The organism is Nordella sp. HKS 07 (assembly GCF_011046735.1).
In the GTDB taxonomy this organism is placed as follows: domain Bacteria; phylum Pseudomonadota; class Alphaproteobacteria; order Rhizobiales; family Aestuariivirgaceae; genus Taklimakanibacter.
Genome location: NZ_CP049258.1, coordinates 5,603,341 through 5,619,635 on the forward strand (window position 1 = coordinate 5,603,341; position 16,295 = coordinate 5,619,635).

Annotated in this window: 15 protein-coding genes and 1 pseudogene; 5 read left to right on the forward strand and 11 right to left on the reverse strand. The window is 61.3% G+C overall.

Going from position 1 to position 16,295, the window contains the following annotated elements:
* Positions 1-181: 181 nt before the first annotated feature.
* Entirely contained in the window at positions 182-1,552 is a 1,371-nt protein-coding gene (locus G5V57_RS26385) for a sigma-54 dependent transcriptional regulator (protein WP_165170966.1), read from the reverse strand.
* Positions 1,549-3,354 (reverse strand): sensor histidine kinase, encoded by a 1,806-nt coding sequence (locus tag G5V57_RS26390; protein ID WP_165174271.1) that lies wholly within the window; start codon positions 3,352-3,354, stop codon positions 1,549-1,551. The genes G5V57_RS26385 and G5V57_RS26390 overlap by 4 nt, the downstream gene beginning before the upstream one ends.
* 371 nt (positions 3,355-3,725) lie before the next feature.
* Here G5V57_RS26390 and G5V57_RS26395 point away from each other — a divergent pair, with 371 nt between their 5' ends.
* Both G5V57_RS26395 and G5V57_RS26400 read left to right on the forward strand, forming a co-directional pair.
* On the forward strand, positions 3,726-4,772 hold the full coding sequence (locus tag G5V57_RS26395) for an AI-2E family transporter (protein ID WP_165170968.1): 1,047 nt from the start codon (positions 3,726-3,728) through the stop codon (positions 4,770-4,772).
* A 50-nt stretch (positions 4,773-4,822) separates the two neighbouring features.
* Positions 4,823-5,122, forward strand: a complete 300-nt coding sequence (locus G5V57_RS26400; protein ID WP_165170970.1) for a hypothetical protein — start codon at positions 4,823-4,825, stop codon at positions 5,120-5,122.
* 79 nt (positions 5,123-5,201) lie between these two features.
* On the opposite strand, the gene G5V57_RS26405 is transcribed toward G5V57_RS26400, so the two are convergent.
* Together G5V57_RS26405 and G5V57_RS26410 are read right to left on the reverse strand one after the other, a co-directional pair.
* On the reverse strand, positions 5,202-5,579 hold the full coding sequence (locus G5V57_RS26405) for a hypothetical protein (RefSeq protein WP_165170972.1): 378 nt from the start codon (positions 5,577-5,579) through the stop codon (positions 5,202-5,204).
* 65 nt (positions 5,580-5,644) lie between these two features.
* On the reverse strand, positions 5,645-5,854 hold the full coding sequence (locus G5V57_RS26410; protein ID WP_165170974.1) for a YMGG-like glycine zipper-containing protein: 210 nt from the start codon (positions 5,852-5,854) through the stop codon (positions 5,645-5,647).
* A gap of 215 nt (positions 5,855-6,069) precedes the next feature.
* Between G5V57_RS26410 and G5V57_RS26415 the strand changes: the two genes are divergently transcribed.
* The 3 genes from G5V57_RS26415 (at position 6,070) to G5V57_RS26425 (ending at position 10,749) form a co-directional block, all read left to right on the forward strand.
* Positions 6,070-6,588 (forward strand): DUF1269 domain-containing protein, encoded by a 519-nt coding sequence (locus tag G5V57_RS26415; RefSeq protein ID WP_165170976.1) that lies wholly within the window; start codon positions 6,070-6,072, stop codon positions 6,586-6,588.
* Between the two features lie 34 nt (positions 6,589-6,622).
* Positions 6,623-8,359, forward strand: a complete 1,737-nt coding sequence (locus G5V57_RS26420; protein WP_246737374.1) for a metallophosphoesterase — start codon at positions 6,623-6,625, stop codon at positions 8,357-8,359.
* Between the two features lie 572 nt (positions 8,360-8,931).
* The gene (locus G5V57_RS26425; protein ID WP_165170980.1) at positions 8,932-10,749 is read left to right on the forward strand and encodes an SLC13 family permease; all 1,818 of its coding nucleotides are present in this window, start codon (positions 8,932-8,934) and stop codon (positions 10,747-10,749) included.
* Between the two features lie 538 nt (positions 10,750-11,287).
* On the opposite strand, the pseudogene G5V57_RS26430 reads toward G5V57_RS26425, so the two are convergent.
* From G5V57_RS26430 to G5V57_RS26460, 7 genes and pseudogenes are all read right to left on the reverse strand, one after another.
* Positions 11,288-12,406: pseudogene (locus G5V57_RS26430) on the reverse strand (complex I subunit 5 family protein); the annotation flags it as partial.
* On the reverse strand, positions 12,403-13,857 hold the full coding sequence (locus G5V57_RS26435) for a complex I subunit 5 family protein (protein ID WP_246737375.1): 1,455 nt from the start codon (positions 13,855-13,857) through the stop codon (positions 12,403-12,405). The gene G5V57_RS26435 and the pseudogene G5V57_RS26430, both read right to left, overlap by 4 nt.
* 77 nt (positions 13,858-13,934) lie before the next feature.
* A complete protein-coding gene (locus tag G5V57_RS26440) occupies positions 13,935-14,276 on the reverse strand; it encodes a cation:proton antiporter subunit C (protein ID WP_165170985.1) in 342 nt (113 codons plus the stop codon).
* A 5-nt stretch (positions 14,277-14,281) separates the two neighbouring features.
* Positions 14,282-15,214 carry an MnhB domain-containing protein gene (locus G5V57_RS26445; protein ID WP_165170986.1) on the reverse strand — a complete coding sequence of 311 codons (933 nt, stop codon included), beginning with the start codon at positions 15,212-15,214 and terminating at the stop codon, positions 14,282-14,284.
* Entirely contained in the window at positions 15,211-15,504 is a 294-nt protein-coding gene (locus G5V57_RS26450) for a monovalent cation/H(+) antiporter subunit G (protein ID WP_165170987.1), read from the reverse strand. The genes G5V57_RS26445 and G5V57_RS26450 overlap by 4 nt, the downstream gene beginning before the upstream one ends.
* Positions 15,501-15,785 (reverse strand): monovalent cation/H+ antiporter complex subunit F, encoded by a 285-nt coding sequence (locus G5V57_RS26455; RefSeq protein WP_165170988.1) that lies wholly within the window; start codon positions 15,783-15,785, stop codon positions 15,501-15,503. The genes G5V57_RS26450 and G5V57_RS26455 overlap by 4 nt, the downstream gene beginning before the upstream one ends.
* A complete protein-coding gene (locus tag G5V57_RS26460; RefSeq protein WP_165170989.1) occupies positions 15,782-16,294 on the reverse strand; it encodes a Na+/H+ antiporter subunit E in 513 nt (170 codons plus the stop codon). Before G5V57_RS26460 ends, G5V57_RS26455 begins: the two co-directional genes overlap by 4 nt.
* Between the last annotated feature and the right edge of the window lies 1 nt (position 16,295).

Genomic DNA, 16,295 nt, shown 5'->3' on the forward strand with positions numbered 1-16,295 from the left:
TAATAGAGTGTTCTGCCATCCGGTGCTCTGGCGCTTGGCGCAGGCCCGGACATGATTCCGCATTAGACCCGCTGGCCCGCTCATGGCAATCGCCAAGACCCGGAGAACAGGTGCTCGCCGATCATTTGCTCGTCAGATGGGTGGAAATCGTAACATCGGCCCCCCGCGCCTGTGTGGAATTTCACACATCGGCCTCCGGATCGACCGGCTCCTGCTCGCCCAGTTCGCGCTTGTCGAGTCCGTATCTCTGCATTTTCTCGTAAAGGGTCTTCCGCGAAATGCCGAGCGATTCGTAGACGGGCTTGAGATTTCCGCCACTCGCCACCAGCGCCCCGGCGATGACGCCGCGTTCGAACTGGGCGACGCGGTCGGCGAGGCGCGCGGCCTGTGCCGGGCCGGCGTCTTCGTCAGCCGGCGAGAAGCCCAGGCCCAGAACGTAACGGTCGGCGGCGTTGCGCAGCTCCCGTACATTTCCCGGCCAGTCGCGCCGCGCGATATCGGCGAGCATCTGGGGCGACACCTGCAGGTCGTCGCGGCGATAGCGGGCCGCCGCCTCGCTGACAAGCTGGAGAAAGAGAAGAGGTATGTCGGCGCGGCGCGCCGCAAGGGAGGGAAGGCGCAGCGTCACAACATTGAGACGGTAGAGAAGGTCGGCGCGGAAGCGTCCTGCCGCCACTTCCGCCTCGAGGTCGGCCTTGCTGGTGGCGATGAAACGCACGTCGAGCGGCACCGCCTCATTGGAGCCGAGCCTGGTGATGACACGGTCCTGGATGACGCGCAGGAACCTGGCCTGGAGATCGAGCGGCATCGAGCCGATCTCGTCGAGCAGCACGGTGCCGCCGCGCGCATGCTCGAACTTGCCGTAGCGCGCCTTGATCGCCCCGGGGAAGGACCCGGCCTCATGGCCGAAAAGCTCGCTCTCGATCAAATGGACGGGGAGTGCGGCGCAATTGATGACGACGAAGGGTTTCGTGGCGCGCCCGCTGAGATCATGCAGCGCCCGCGCCGCGACTTCCTTGCCGGTGCCGGTGTCGCCGATGATGAGCACATCGGCATCGGTCGGCGCCACCGCGCGCAGGCGATAGCGCAGATCGATGATCGCCTGGGTGCGGCCAGGCAGCCTCGTCTCGATATCGTCGCGCTTGCCGGCGACGGCGCGCAGGCGCCGGTTCTCCAGCACCAGCCGGCGGCGGTCGATGGCGCGCGCGGCGACATCGGCCAGCGCCTGGGCGTTGAAAGGCTTCTCGATGAAGTCATAGGCGCCCTCGCGCATCGCCTTGACGGCGAGTTGCACGTCGCCATGGCCGGTGGCGAGAATGACCGGGATGTCGGGATCGATGTCGCGCACACGGTTCATCAGGGTCATGCCATCCATGCCCGGCATGCGGATGTCGGTGATGAGGACGCCGTTGAACCCTTGCGTGATGAAGTCGAGCGCCGTCTCCGCGCCGCTGAAATCACGCACCGCAAAGCCGGCGAGGTCGAGCGACTGGGCGGTCGATCGGCGCAACTCCTCTTCATCGTCGACGAGAAGCACGAGCGCAGGCTTCATTCCGCCGCCTCGCGCTGCGACGACGAGGCTTCATCGAGCGTGATGGTGAAGACGGCACCGCCCTCAAGCTGATTCATGACCGTAAGATCGCCCCCGAAGTCCTTGATGATATTATATGAAATCGATAGCCCAAGTCCCAGGCCGCGGCCCACGCCCTTAGTGGTGAAGAATGGATCGAAGATGCGCGGCGCGATGGCGTCGGGAATGCCGGGGCCATTGTCGGCGATCGTGATCGTGACCTTGCCGTCCTTTGGGCGCGCCTGAAGCGCGATACGCCTCTCCGCCTGGCCTTCGACAGCATCAGCCGCGTTGGAGATCAGGTTGACCAGCACCTGCTGCAGCCGGATCTGTCCGGCCTGAACGATGAGGGGCTTGGGCCCCAGATCGACGGCGACCTCGCTACGGGCGGCCTTGAGCCGCCAGGCGACGATCTCGAGCGTGTCCCTGACGACATCGGCGAGCGCCACCGGCCCCAATTGCTCATTGGGCTTACGGGCGAAGTTGCGCAAATGGCGGCTGATCGAGGCCATGCGGTCGGCGAGGCTCGATATGCGCGAGACATTGTCGCGCGCCTCGGCGGTCCGGTTGCGTTCGATGAGAATGGCCGCATTGTCGGCATAGGTCTTGACCGCGGTGAGCGGCTGGTTGAGCTCATGTGAGAGCGCCGCCGACATCTGGCCCAGAGCGGCGAGCTTGCCGGCCTGGATCAGGTCCGACTGGGTCTGGCGCAGCTGCTGCTCGGTGGCGCGCCGCTCGGCGACCTCTGTCTCGAGCTGCCTGTTGACCAGCGCCAGGTCGGCGGTGCGCAACGCCACGCGCTGCTCGAGCTCGGCCTGGGCACTGCGCTGCATCTCGAGCCGCTCCCGGAGCCGGGCCCGGCGCTGCAAGAGGATGGCGCCAGCGAGTGCCGCAAGCCCGAGGAGCAGGAGGGCGGCGGCGACACTGATGATGATCTGGGTATGTACCGGAGCGGTGTCGAGCAGCACGCTCACCGTCCAGCCGGCTTCCGGCATCGGCTCGGCCAGCACCAGATATTCGTGCGAGAGCCCTTCAGAGGCGATGGTCATCAGCTGATGTCCGCTGCCGGTGCGCGAGCGGGTGACGGGCAGTTCACGCAGTTTGGCATTGGCGTAGCGGCGTGAGGCTTCCGTGCGCGCCAGCCGGTCGGCCGTTAAAGGCAGGAGCCCGGCATAAAGCCAGTCGGGCTGATCCGTCATGAAGATGATGCCTTCGGGATCGGAGACGAGGATCTCGTAGTCATCGCCTTTCCACGAGGCTTCGATGGCGTCGATATCGACCTTGAAGACGACGACACCCTTGACCTCACCCCCGGTGGTGACAGGTGCCGAGAAATAATAGCCTCGCTTGAGCGAGGTGGTGCCGAGCGCGAAGAAGCGGCCTTGTCGGCCCTCGATCGCATCCTGGTAATAGGGCCGGTAGCTGAAATTCTCGCCGACGAAGCTCACCGGCCCGTCATGGTTGCTGGCGGCGATGGTTTCGCCGCCCGGCTTGATCACATAAATGTCGGAGGAGGCGAGAAGCCCGTTGATCCCCTTCAGATAGGCGTTGGCCTTGGCGCGCAGGGCCGCGTTCTGAGGTTCGGCCAGCAGCGCCTGGATATCATAGTGATCGGCGATCAAGGCCGGAAGCGCCTGATAGCGGCTCATCTGACCGCGCAGGACCGCGACGGCGAGCCGCAAAGTCGTCTGCCCCCGCGAGGCCGCCTGGTCGAAATAGGCTTTAGTCGCGAAAGCGCCGCCATGAATGAGGATAGTCGCGGCGGCGAGAGCGAGCAGCATCATCGCCCAGATCGCAGGACGCGCGATAAGCCGCTTGCTCACTGCCACATGAGGCGCATGGCGCCTTCCTCCCATTGGTTCAGTCCTACACGCGCGTAAACTGTCGCACAACCCGGCACCGGGGCCTCGAATAGAAGTTTTCTACAAGATCAAGATGATAGCGCATGTGCTGCCGCTTTCTTGCATTGGGAAATGCCCGGTGGGCAGGCAATGGCCAAATTTCCAAATGACGTGTAGGATGAGCCTCGCGCTCTTGTCGTCTCGTCTCAACGCGATCACTCCGTGTCGTCCATTGCCATGACATTGTTCAACGGTGCAGCGAAGGTTTCACAGAATGTGATCTCCAGATGCGCGAACCGCGGTCATAGATCCACATGATGGCGGATCGCGTGTCTTCAGTCGCTGTGTGTCTGATCGCGGCGGTCGCGATCTTCACGGCTCTTTATCTCAGCAGCGCGGTATTTCAGCCGCTCGCCTTTGCTCTCTTTATTATCGCCAATGTGTGGCCGTTGCAAAGCCGGTTGCAAGCGAATTTGCCGAAGCTTCTCGCCTTGGCGATCGTCATTCTCATTACCGTAGTCGTGTTTATCGCCTTTGCGTCGCTTGTGGCATGGGGCTTTGGACGTGTGGGGCGGTCGTTCATCAACGACGCGGCACGTTTCCAACTGCTATATGAGCAGATGGCGGCATGGCTCGAGGGCCACGGCATCGTGCTGGCGCGACTGTGGTCCGAGCATTTCAATGTCGGGTGGCTGGTTCGCGCCGCACAAGGGATTACCGGCCGTGTCAACACGACCATGAGCTTCTGGCTCGTTGTTCTCGTCTATGTGATACTCGGGCTTCTCGAGGTTGGCGGCATCAAGCGAAAGATCGGCGCCATGCAGAACCGGGACGCGGCGCGCGTCCTCATCGCCGGCACTGTGGCGACGGCGGCCAAGCTTCGCAGGTATATGGCAGTCCGGACACTCATGAGCCTGATGACCGGTGTTCTCGTCTGGGGCGCCGCAACCCTCATGGGTCTCCCACTTGCGCCTGAATGGGGCGTCATTGCCTTTGTCTTGAACTACATCCCTTTCATCGGGCCGTTTATCGCCACCATGTTCCCGACATTGTTCGCGTTGATTCAATTTCCGACGTGGCAGGCGGCGCTCGTGCTTTTTGGGTCCTTGAATATCATCCAATTCGTGGTTGGCAGCTATATCGAGCCCCGTCTCGCCGGGAGCCTGCTGGCTGTTTCCCCTTTCGTCGTGCTGTTTGCCGTGTTCTTCTGGACCTTCCTTTGGGGGCTTGGCGGCGCCTTTATCGGGGTTCCAATCACTATTGCTCTGCTGACTTACTGTGCACAGCATCCTGCCAGCCGCTGGTTGGCGGACCTTCTCGGGGCGCCTGACGAGGAAGAGGATGCCAAGGCTCCCCGTTGACCTGTCGTTCAACTATACTGTGGGATCCATGAGATCCTAGGGGAGGTAGGATGCGTATCCGAGAGCCGTCATGGATAACGATCGGCATAGCACTCCTGTGCGGCGCCTTGTATTTTCTCGGTCACTATGCGTGGGCGTTCTGGATCATTGTTCTGGGGACGGTACTGGTCCTATTCGGGATTATCCGAGCCGTGGCGAAACCCGGATCGCTTCTTGAAAGACACAGGAAGGAAACGTTCCTCCCGCTAGAGCCCTTGATGATCTCGCAGTACGTCGTCCGAGCGATCATCCTCATCATCTTCCTGGTGGCCGCTTGGAATCTCGCAAGCATGGCAGGCTATTTGGGGTAAAATTGAGCCAACCTCGATCGACCTGGCACGACTCCACACGGTGCCGGCTCAACCTTCGAAGCTGTAAGACGACAGCGCGCTACTTGGATCCTGAAAGCGCTTCACCGACGGCCGTGTCAACGACGCCGGCGAGCAGAGCGTTCTTATCCGCCGCGCATCCTTTCTTTATACCCGCCACGAACTTGTCGTGCATTGCCGTCTTCGCGTTATCGCTGACGTCAAACATGGCCATGCTGGCATCGCGATTGTAAAGCGACACGGCGATCAGCGCTCGGATGACCTTGTCGATATAGGCGTTGTCGCCGGAGGCCTCTTCAACCACGCTTGCACAGCTGTGGTACATGTAGGGAAGGGCATCGTCGACGTACTTCTCAGCCGCAGGATCGGCAAGTGCTGCGGTGGCGAGTGCGAGCTGGAACGTGGGAACGGCAATGGTCGCAATCCAGAATCTCGACATCTTACGCTCCTGTCAAAATCAGCAAAACGCAGGTACTGGTCACATGGACAGTTCTGCCGGATCTGTTATTGGACGACACCGACAAGCGCCCCAACGGCCGCGCCTTGCGCGGCACCGCGGCCGCCATCCATGATAGCACCAAGGCCCGCTCCGATGGCGGCACCGGTGACGGCGTTCCTGGCGCGCCTGGCGTCGGCGTTTGGCACCAGGATCGAAGCCAGGATCGCTGCGCTCAAGAAACCTACGGAAAGATAGCGAAATAGCGCGTTAGTCATCTTCTCTCCTCCAGCGTCTTCGTTCAATTTGAATCATGAAATGCGCCAAGCTGGAAGTGTGCCAAGCTGGCGTATAAGAGTCCTATCATTCGGAACATCCGCCCGAATAGTTGGACCATGGGCCAATGCATGAAGTCCTGACGGCCGACTCTGTCCTCTGTCGGCGGATTGCTCTATATTGGATCTAGGGTTGCGGCCAAACGGGAGAATGTCCCATGAGCGATCTGGTTTTTATTGCATTCCCCTCTGAGAAGAAAGCAGAGGAAGTCCGGGACCGGGTATTGGCGTTACAGAAAGAGTATCTGATCGAGCTCGGAGACGCCGTCGTCGCTGTGAGAGACGCCAGTGGGCGGATAAAGCTCAATCAGCTCATGAACACGACTGCAACCGGCGCGCTTTCTGGTGCCTTATGGGGCACACTTGTCGGCTTCATTTTTATGATGCCCTTGCTTGGAACGGCGATCGGGGCGGCGTCAGGCGCTCTGGGCGGCAAGTTGGCCGATGTGGGTATAAACGATCAGTTCATGAAGGACGCAGCGGGCGCCCTGCAACCGGGAACCGCCGGCTTGTTTCTCCTCATTCGCAAGATGACGACGGACAAGGTTCTGGCCGACTTAAGAGGCGTCGGAGGAACTGTGATGCGCACGTCCTTTGATGAATCGAAGGAAACTGCTCTTCGCGAGGCGCTGGCGGAGCAGGCGAAGACTGAGGCACCCGCCACGCCCGGCGCCTGACGAAGGCATGGGGCATCGATCGACCGATGAGGTGATGATCGATCCGCGCAAGGGTGACGTCGAGGATGACGTCTCGAGTTCCAAGCGGCATTCGCTGGTCTCGCTCGGCGGCAGTCTGCTTTCCGAGATCAGTTTGCCGAGATTCTTCATGGCTTCGATACTGCTGGTCGTCCTTCCCGGCGTGCTGATCGGGATGGCTCCACTCCTTGCCTCGATCTGGGTCGGCGTTGTCTTATCGAAAGTCTCGGCCTCCTTCACGGAATGGCTGCCGGTATTCTTTCTGGGAGCGCTCGCGGTCCTGGGCTGGGTCGGAGGACGGCCCCTGTTGAGGTTTGCTGAATCAGGCTTTTGGTCACTGAACGCCGTGGCCGTTCAACCGGGCTATGTACTCTGTAGAGAGTCTTTTCGACACCTTGCAGAAGTGTTGCTCCCGACTGATCTCAGTCAGGACCGACGCGCGACCACGCGGGCTGCTGGCGCCGCCCTGTCGGGTCTCGCGCTGTGCGGGCTGGCGCTGTGGGTGGTCGTTGTCGCCTGGCCACATTCTCGTTGGGTCGGAACCTCCTCGGATCTGACGTCGCCGCATCTGCTGGTCGGCCCCGCATTGGCCAATGCTGTCGTCCTTGTTGCCGGATACCTTGCGGGAGCTGCGCTTGTTTGGGGCACTGCAGATGCGTTGATGGCCCAACCTCGTGATTTGCCGTCTTTCCCGCCGCTATCGCCTGGCAGTCGCACTTGGCGGGTTGCACATCTGTCCGATCTGCATGCGGTCGGCGAACGCTACGGGTTCCGGATCGAGAGCGGAAGAATGGGGGCCAGAGGCAATGACAGGATCGTGCAAACGCTGGCACAGCTGGACCGGATCCATGCCGAAAAACCACTCGATCTGATCATCATCACCGGGGATATGACGGACGCTGGCCGCTCGGCGGAATGGGCCGAGTTCTTTGATGCCTTGGCGCCGCACCAGGGGCTTTCGAAGCTGTTGGTGGCACTCCCCGGAAATCACGATCTCAATGTCATCGATAGAGCCAATCCAGCCCGACTGGATCTTCCGACCAGTCCCAAGAAACGACTACGCCAGATACGGACCATATCGGCTTTGAATGCACTGCACGGCTCCCGGATGAGGATTGTGGATAAGGAGAAGGGCGTGCTTGGCGCCACTCTCTCGAGTGTTCTCGAGTCCCATCTTGAGGACATCACCGCTTTTGCGGACCGCGCCTCCCTACGACTGTCGCGATCGCTTGGGGACCTCTGGGCCTCGATCTTTCCCATGGTGCTGCCGCCTGATCCTGAGGATGGATTGGGAGTGATCATATTGAACTCGAATGCCGAAACGCACTTCTCCTTCACCAACGCCCTCGGCCTGGTTTCGGCGGAGCAGGTGTATGCGATCGAAATCGTCACAAGACAATATCCTCGCGCCTGCTGGATCGTAGCCCTTCATCACCATGTCGTAGAATATCCCGATCGTGCGAAGGCGCTGTCCGAACGGATCGGAACCGCGCTTGTCAATGGCAGCTGGTTCGTCCGGCGCCTGCAGAGCCTTGCAGGCCGGGCCGTCGTCATGCACGGTCACCGTCACGTGGATTGGATAGGAGACTGCGGCGGCCTCCTGATCGTGTCGGCGCCATCTCAAGTCATGGAGGCAAGAGACGAGGACGATACTTTTTTCTATGTTCACAGTCTGGCGATCGATTCAGGCGGTCACCTTCGCCTTATGATACCGGAGCGTATCACCGTGCCTGGACAGCCGGTGGCGACATGATGGTCTGCCGAAGTCGTTTGAGAACGCCTTGAACCGCAACAGTCCTGGCCACTGTGTCTTGATTGAATGAGGCTTCGGGTTTAAGGAAATTCTGTCAAATCCGATGATGGCCAAAGCGACTTAGCGAAGGCAAAATCGATGAAAATTCGCAATTGGAGCGTTGCGCTTGTCGCACTGATAGGCGTCACATATTCAAGTGAGAAAGTTGATATCGGTAGTGCGAGCGCGCAAATCATTCAGAACTTTGCGGGACCCTTCCGGACCTCTCAATGCGCGCGCGAAGCTCGGCGAGTTGCAAATCAGAGGGTCGGAAACCGCTCCGGGCATAGCTCAGGTCTGGGCTCCATTGCCGGCGGCGCAATAGGCGGTCTTGTTCACGGCACCTCGGCCAACCGGTGGCAGGCTGTTTACAACACGGCATATCGGGCGTGCATCAACAGATAGAGATGATGCCGGCTGCCGACACCCGGCCAGCCGCTCTTGGACGACACTATCTCCGCTGGACGGCCAGACCGACATGCAATACCTTATCCGAGGTGACGGACTAGACTGGGTCAATCGGGGACTTGGGCTTGACTGATATTACCCTGACTGCGGTGATCATTGCGGCCGCGGTGGTCCTGTTTGTGTGGAACCGCCTGCCGGTCATCGTCGTGGCAATGGCCGTTGCGCTGGCCCTCTTTGCGACCGGGGTGCTGTCACTTCACGACGCGCTTGCCGGCTTCGGTGATCCGGCAGTCATCTTCATCGCCACATTGTTTATCGTGAGCACGGCCCTTGAGTCCACGGGCGTCACTGCATGGGCAGGGCAACTCCTCATTGCCAAGGCCGGCGAAGAGAGCAGAACCCGTTTGCTCGTCCTCACCATGATCCTCGTTTCCCTGCTGACGGCTCTCATCAGCGTCAATGGCGCGGTGGCAGCGCTTCTGCCGGTCGTCGTCGTCATGGCGGTTCGGCTCAAACGGTTTGCTTCGCAGCTCCTGATGCCGCTGGTCTTTGCGGCACATGCAGGCTCCTTGCTGGCGCTCACGGGTACGCCGGTGAACGTGCTCGTGTCTGAAGCCGCGTCGGACGCAGGGATTCGTCCTTTCGGATTCTTCGAGTTCGCACTGGCGGGTATTCCGCTGCTTGCCGGGACCATGGTCATTATCATCGTTTTCGGCCAGCGCCTCTTGCCCAATCGCAACGGCGCGACGATGCCTGCTGATCTCAGCAAGCATGCTCAGGCATTGGTTGAGCAGTACGGCCTTGCCGGCGGTCTCTACCGGGTGCGGGTCAAGGCGACATCGCCGCTTGTGGGTAGCGCGCGAGCCAGTGCAGTGGATCTCGGCGCCCATCCGGGATTGCAGCTTGTCGCCATTCAGGACGGTGCCACCGGATCGCCGCTTCGCCGCGATACGATCAAAGACGGCGACTATATCATCCTGAAAGGCGACCCCGAGGATGCGGCTCGCTACACCTTGGCGATGCATCTGGCGTTTCGCGAGACGACCGAACCCGCCGAGGGACAGGATACGCTGTTCAACAAGAATTCCGGTCTGGCGGAAGTTGTGATCCCGCCGCGATCAGCGATGGTTGGGCAGAAGGCGTTTCCAGGCATGGTGACCGAAAGCGGTGATCTGGTCGTCCTGGCGCTCCAGCGGGCAGGCAACACATTGGGTCCCGGCGAGACGACATTGGAGGTTGGCGACTCCATGCTGCTGCAGGGCACCTGGAAGGCCCTCGACATCCATCTCAATGATCCGAATGTGCTTGTGGTGAATTCGCCCGAACTGGTCCGGCGCCAAGCTCTTCCCATGGGACCCGGTGCGAAGCAGGCGGTGGCGGTGCTGCTGGTGATGGTGGTGCTGCTTGCCACTGGGATTGTGCCGCCGGCCGTCGCAGGGCTGTTGGCCGCCGGCGCGATCATTCTGATGGGCATCATGAATGTCGAACAGTCCTACCGCGCGATCAACTGGACGACGGTCATCATGGTTGCCGCCATGATGCCTCTGTCGACCGCCATGCAGCAGACCGGTGCTGCGAAGCTCATGGCCGAGGCACTCGTGAGCGCGGTTGGCGATCTTGGCCCCTATGCCTTGCTGGCCGGCCTCTTTATGTTGACCGCAATATTGGGCCAACTCATCAGCAACACTGCGACGGCGCTGATCGTCATTCCGATTGGTGTTGCGGCCGCCACCACACTCGGCATTTCACCACGGCCCGTGCTCATGAGCACGGCAATCGCGGCTGCCGGAGCATTTCTAACCCCGATCGCCACGCCGACTAATCTCATGGTCATGGGCCCCGGCGGCTACGTGTTCAGCGACTATTGGAAGCTGGGTCTGCCGTTGCTGATTTGGTTCTTTGTCATCGCGACGTTTTATGTACCGCTGATATGGCACTTCTGATCATTTGGGAAACCTATTGGATCCCTTTTCCGGCAAGCATTGTTCCGACCAGGATAATCGCGAGCGCCAGCAGCAGCGTTCCCGCCACGGGCCATTGGCGCAAATGCTCTTCGATGTTTTCCATGACTGCGCCCAGATTGCGCGTTGCGCGTGCCGTTCCTTTGTCCGCCGCCACCACATCACCTGGCGGAATGCGTGGCAGAAGGTATCCCCAGCGTCCCAGCGCGACAGCCAGTATTCCGCCAATGAGAACCGGCCAGAATGCGGCCCAAAGGACTTGCGGCGTCAGTGCATCCTGCAACGAACCAATTCCGATTGAAGGATAAAGGACCCAGGGAACGACAACGGCGGCGATGGCTATCGCAAGCCAGGGCAATAGGAGCCCGGAGGATTCCGGGATCTCCTGTTCGTGCGAACCGTCGCGCATGAGGCAGCGCAGGAAATGTACCATCAAAAGCGTGCTGGCGATCGATGAAAGAACGGCCAGTGTACCGACAATACCGTCGCCCAACGGCGCCTTCACAGCCAACTTCGCCAAGGCGCCTCCGCTCAGGGGAAGTCCGCCAAGCCCGAGCGCCAGGACTGCCGCCGGCACCAATACCAGCCAGAAGCGGCGCGTTCCTGTCAGCGCGGCCGCTCCAATAGCGAGGAAAAGCCCACCTTTGACGAAGATGTGATGCACGGCATAGAAGGCTGCCAGGATCGCGACGCTCCTGTCGCCGGTCGTTATGCCCATGCCGAGCACGGCGGCGAGCACGCCCATCTGACTGACACTGGAATAAGCCAGCACCGTTTTGGGATTTGCCTGCGTTATGCCGATCGCAACACCATAGAAGGCGGAAACCAGGCCAACTGCGACGAGAGCTTCGCCCCAGCCCGCGAATGCCGCATCGAACGGCAGGAACCGGATCAGTCCGATCACGCCGGCCTTTACCGCGGCTCCACTGAGGACGGCCGCGGCTGGAATCGGTGCTGCCGAATAGGTCAGCGGCATCCAGAAATGCAAAGGCACAAGTCCGATCTTCATTCCGAAGCCCAGGATGATGAGCGCCAATGCAGGGTCGCGCCACGATGATGTTGGCAGGGCTGCCATTGCTTCGCGGATAGAAAGGCCGCCATTCGGATGTGCCGCAGCCAGCAGCACAAACCCCATCAGCAGAAAGGCTTCGCTGAGAACAGTGAGAGCAATGTAGACCGAAGCAGCCCGCTTCGTGGCAGGCGTTTCGTAATAGGCGACGAGGCCATAGGCGGCGAGGCTGACGAGGGTGAAGAACAGGTAGAAGCTCACCATATCCGCGGCCAGGAAGACGCCGATATTGCCTGTCAGCGTCATCAGCCACCAGATTGCGAAGGATCCGCCGCCGGCATTGGAACGAAGAAACGGACGAACATAGGCGCCCGCCGCAATCCAGAGCACCGCGGAGGCCCCGAGCAGCATGGCTCCAGGCTTGTCCAGTTCAAGGGTGATGCCGAGCAATGCGGCAGGCAGTACCTGCGTCGAGCCATCGCCCGCCAACAGTGCGGCGGCGAGTGCCGGTATCGGCGCGAGGACCACCAGCGCCGGCATGCGAGTTCTCGCCTGCTGCGAGAGACAAGCGACCAGCATGGCGAGCGGTACAGCAAGCGCGAGGATGAGCAGCAGGTCAGAGTTTGTCATCGCACGGCGGCCTTCAGTGTTTCAGGACGGCCGATCTGCAGGAACTCAGCGGGCTGCAGGGGCACGAGACCGAGAAGCACCGCGCACAGTGCAAGCGCCAGCGCCACCACCTCGCGACGGCGCGACACCGGGGTGTACCGCTTCAACGGCTCGCTCATGCGGCTCAGTGCCCGGCCAAGCACGATCAAGACGTAAGCGCCGGCGAGCAGCCCACCTGCGATCATCACGATGGCCCACCACCATTGCCCCTCGACGATCGCCGCCAACAACAGCAGCCACTTCGCCACGAAGCCGCCGCTTGGCGGCACTCCCATCAGCGATAGTCCGGCAATTCCAAACGTAAACATGGTGATGGGAAGAGCCCGGCCAACGCCATGGAGTTCCGCGATCCTGTCGTGACCGAGGGTTTCGGCGATCAGCCCCGCCGCCATGAACATGGCTGCCTTTGCGAAGGCATGCGAAAAGACCTGGAGCCAGCCACCGGTCCACGCAATGCTGTTCGATGGCCCGCTTTCCACAAGACCCGCGGCGAGTGGAAAGATGAAAAACAGATAGCCGATCTGCGCCACAGTGGAATAGGCAACCAACAGTTTCAAACGTTGTTGCCTGAGCGCGAGGACGCTTCCAAACACGATGGCCGCGGCGCCGAGCGTGGCCAGAACCTGTGCAGTTGGAAGAGTCAACAGGCTGGGCATCGCGTCGAACCAGAGCCGGACGATGAGGAAGAATGATCCCTTGACCACCAGTGCTGAAAGCACGGCGCTGCCGGCCGCTGGAGCACCGGCATGGGCGGATGGAAGCCAAAGATGAAACGGGAATAGTGCAGTCTTGGCCAATAGCCCCATCGTCATCAGGGCGGCGGCAATCCATGCGACGGGCTCAGGCTGCACCCGGCTCGACAGCATAATGATGTCCAAAGTGCCATAGGCGCCGTAAAGCAGCACCGTCCCGAGCAGATAGAGCACCGAGCCGATGAGCGCGAACAGCATATAGCGCAGCGCTGCCTGGATCGTCTCCGCGGAGCCCTTGATGCAAACGAGCGGGACGGCGGCAAAGGTCAGTAGTTCAAGCGCGACGTAAAGGTTGAAAAGGTCAGCGCCCAGGACGACGGCGTTGAGCGCTCCCCAGATTCCCAGGAGGAGAATCCAGAATACCAACGGCGCACGGGTTTCCGGCGACCCGCGCGGTTGGCTGAACTCGCCATGGGCAAAGATTGCAGTGGCGCAGATGATGATGGCCGTCGTCACCATCATGGCGGCGGAAAGCCCGTCGGCCCTGAGAGCCAAACCGAGTGGGGGCATCCAGCCGCCCACGATATAGACGAGCGGCCGGCCGCTCTGCCAGAGATCGGCAAAGATCATGACTGCGATGAGGAGTCCGACAGGAAGGAGAAGAAAGGCGATGCGTTCGGCATACCGACCGCCGAGAATGAGTGCCAGCAGGATCCCCACGACCGGCAATATGATGGCCGCTACAAGCAGGAATCCTCCCGTCGTAGTCGCTTCGGGCAGGGCTGTCGCCTCAAGCATCAGGCGTTGCCTCCATCAGGATCCTTTTGGCGGGCGTCATCGGCATCGAGTGTCGCCTTGCCTGTTTGATCGAAGAGCCTCAGCAGCAGCGCTATGGCGACGGCTGTCGCCGAAAAGGCAACGACAATCCCGGTAATGACGAGGCCCTGTGGCACCGGATCACCGCCTAACCCGTCGGCCGCACCACGTCTGGCAATGACGCCAAACAAGAGGAACACACCGCCACCCAGAAGGTTGAAAGCCAGTATCTTGCGCAATGGCTGGGGGTTTATGATCAGCCCGAACAACCCGAGCGCCACCAATGCCGCCCCACAAAGCCCGAACAAAGTGGGTGCGTCCATGGGGGTTACTTCCGTGTTGGTGGGCCAGCTGCCAGCAGGCCCAGAGTGACAGCGATTGACAGTGTCAAGGCGGCTTCGGCAAGAATGATCAGCGGTTTGGCATATCCTTCCGGATAGGCGAGAAAAGCGCCCGCCAGCACGACGCCCACGAGCCCGATCGCGAGAAAGATCGCTGGCCCGATGACGAGATACAGTCTGAGCCAGCGGCGGCTGATCAACGGCGCTTCCCGCAGGCCCGCGATCATCACAAGAAGCCACATGGCCGCCAGAACGGTGCCGCCCTGAAACGCGCCGCCCGGATGATCGGCTCCGGTCCAGAACATATAGATTCCGAATACGATCCCGACAGGCGGCAACAACTGTGCGAGAAGCGTGAGAACGCTGTCCGGATCAGCATTGGGACGCATTCCCGGCGCGCCCCCCCAGAAACGATCTGGTGCCAGCGACCAGACGCCGGTCAAAGCGAGCAGAAGCACGACCTTCTCGAGCAATGTGTCAAACGCGCGGTAGACGAAGAGAACACCCGTGACAGGGTTGCCGAGGCCGCTCGGCGGTAGATTTGCGACCGCCAGCGGGGCGAGCGTGGGCGGAGGGACGGGCGGGGACAGCATGATGCTTGCGAGGCCCGCGAATGTCAGGGTGCAAAGGAGCCCGGCCGCCAGCTGGATTGGCAGGCCGGGCCGTTTGACGGCAGCCTCGGTGGCGCGCAGACGCGCCGCGGCAGTGAGCAATATCATGCCGGTCACCCCGCTGCCGATCGCCGCCTCGGTCAACGCCACATCTATGGAAAAAAGCCTGACCCAGACGAGAGAGAGCAGCAACCCGTAGACGACAAATCCGATGGCAACGGAGAAGGAGTTTCGTGCGGCAGTCATCCAAAGGGCGATTCCCAGGATCAGGGCCCCGAGGATGATGTCGAATGTGGATACGAATATCATGGCAGAGGCTCATCGCGCCGGATGACGCGCGCGATCAGCTGCGCGACGACCGCGCCGGACAGTTGGACGAAAAGCCAGACGGTGACCAGCTTCAGTGCGTCGAAGAGCCCTCCGGCCTGGGGCAGGAGGCCCAGCACGATCAGGCCAAGGCCGAGATTGTCCGCCTTGGTCAGCGCATGGAGGCGCGTATGTGCATCCGGGAAGCGGAGCAGGCCGACCGTGCCTGCCATGTAGAAGAAGGCGCCGGCCGAAACCGCCAGGACCGTGACAATATCGGGTACGAAGTTCATTGGCGGTCTGTCGCCTCCGGAGGGGCTCCTTTCGAGCCGGATGCGTTCCGGACAAATGCAACCGATGCAAATGCAGCAAGGAGCGCCAGCATCAGCGCAACGTCGACAAAGGGCAATTCGCTCGCCACGGCCGCCAGCAGCAGCACGGCAACGCCGCCGCTGCCCAGCAGCTGCGCTGCCATCATGCGGTCCGCTTCAGCTGGACCGCGCAGAACGCGATACAAACCCAGCGCCACCATCACGAGGACGAAAGCGGCGGCTGCGAACAGGAAGCTGGTCATTGCCGCCTCACACCGCCGAGTGCGCGCACGAGCTGGGTTTCCTCCGCGGCCAGTTGCTGGGCCACCGGCTGGCTCGTATCGAGGCAATGGATGACCATTCGGCCGCGTTCATCCTGACCGCAGGGAAGTGTGCCTGGTATCAAAGAGGTGATCGTGCAGAACGTATTTCGCATCGGGCCTGGGGGAAGATGACAGTCGTGGATCACGAAGCCGGGCGACAAGGGCAATCGGGGATCGAACGCGCGACGTGCGACATCCACACCGGCGATGACCGACTGATACATAAAGTGCAGGAAATATCGGGCGAGGGCGATCGGGCGGAAGCGTCCCCGTCCAGGGGGCAATAGAAGCAGGCTGGCCCAGGTTGCGGCGGCAGCCGCCATCATTCCCACCAGAAGATCGCCTTGGGAGAGGATCAGCCAGACTGCTAGAAAACCCAGGGCTCGCGCCAGCGCATTCCACCATACGTGGCTGTGAGGGTCCTTCTTCCCACGCCTGGTCCGCGCCATG

Bases quoted from the DNA above. Each gene is read 5' to 3' on its own strand.
- G5V57_RS26385 (WP_165170966.1), bottom strand. From the start codon at position 1,552: ATGAAGCCTGCGCTCGTGCTTCTCGTCGACGATGAAGAGGAGTTGCGC.
- G5V57_RS26390 (WP_165174271.1), bottom strand. From the start codon at position 3,354: ATGATGCTGCTCGCTCTCGCCGCCGCGACTATCCTCATTCATGGCGGC.
- G5V57_RS26395 (WP_165170968.1), top strand. From the start codon at position 3,726: ATGATGGCGGATCGCGTGTCTTCAGTCGCTGTGTGTCTGATCGCGGCG.
- G5V57_RS26400 (WP_165170970.1), top strand. From the start codon at position 4,823: ATGCGTATCCGAGAGCCGTCATGGATAACGATCGGCATAGCACTCCTG.
- G5V57_RS26405 (WP_165170972.1), bottom strand. From the start codon at position 5,579: ATGTCGAGATTCTGGATTGCGACCATTGCCGTTCCCACGTTCCAGCTC.
- G5V57_RS26410 (WP_165170974.1), bottom strand. From the start codon at position 5,854: ATGACTAACGCGCTATTTCGCTATCTTTCCGTAGGTTTCTTGAGCGCA.
- G5V57_RS26415 (WP_165170976.1), top strand. From the start codon at position 6,070: ATGAGCGATCTGGTTTTTATTGCATTCCCCTCTGAGAAGAAAGCAGAG.
- G5V57_RS26420 (WP_246737374.1), top strand. From the start codon at position 6,623: ATGATCGATCCGCGCAAGGGTGACGTCGAGGATGACGTCTCGAGTTCC.
- G5V57_RS26440 (WP_165170985.1), bottom strand. From the start codon at position 14,276: ATGGACGCACCCACTTTGTTCGGGCTTTGTGGGGCGGCATTGGTGGCG.
- G5V57_RS26445 (WP_165170986.1), bottom strand. From the start codon at position 15,214: ATGATATTCGTATCCACATTCGACATCATCCTCGGGGCCCTGATCCTG.
- G5V57_RS26450 (WP_165170987.1), bottom strand. From the start codon at position 15,504: ATGAACTTCGTACCCGATATTGTCACGGTCCTGGCGGTTTCGGCCGGC.
- G5V57_RS26455 (WP_165170988.1), bottom strand. From the start codon at position 15,785: ATGACCAGCTTCCTGTTCGCAGCCGCCGCTTTCGTCCTCGTGATGGTG.
- G5V57_RS26460 (WP_165170989.1), bottom strand. From the start codon at position 16,294: ATGGCGCGGACCAGGCGTGGGAAGAAGGACCCTCACAGCCACGTATGG.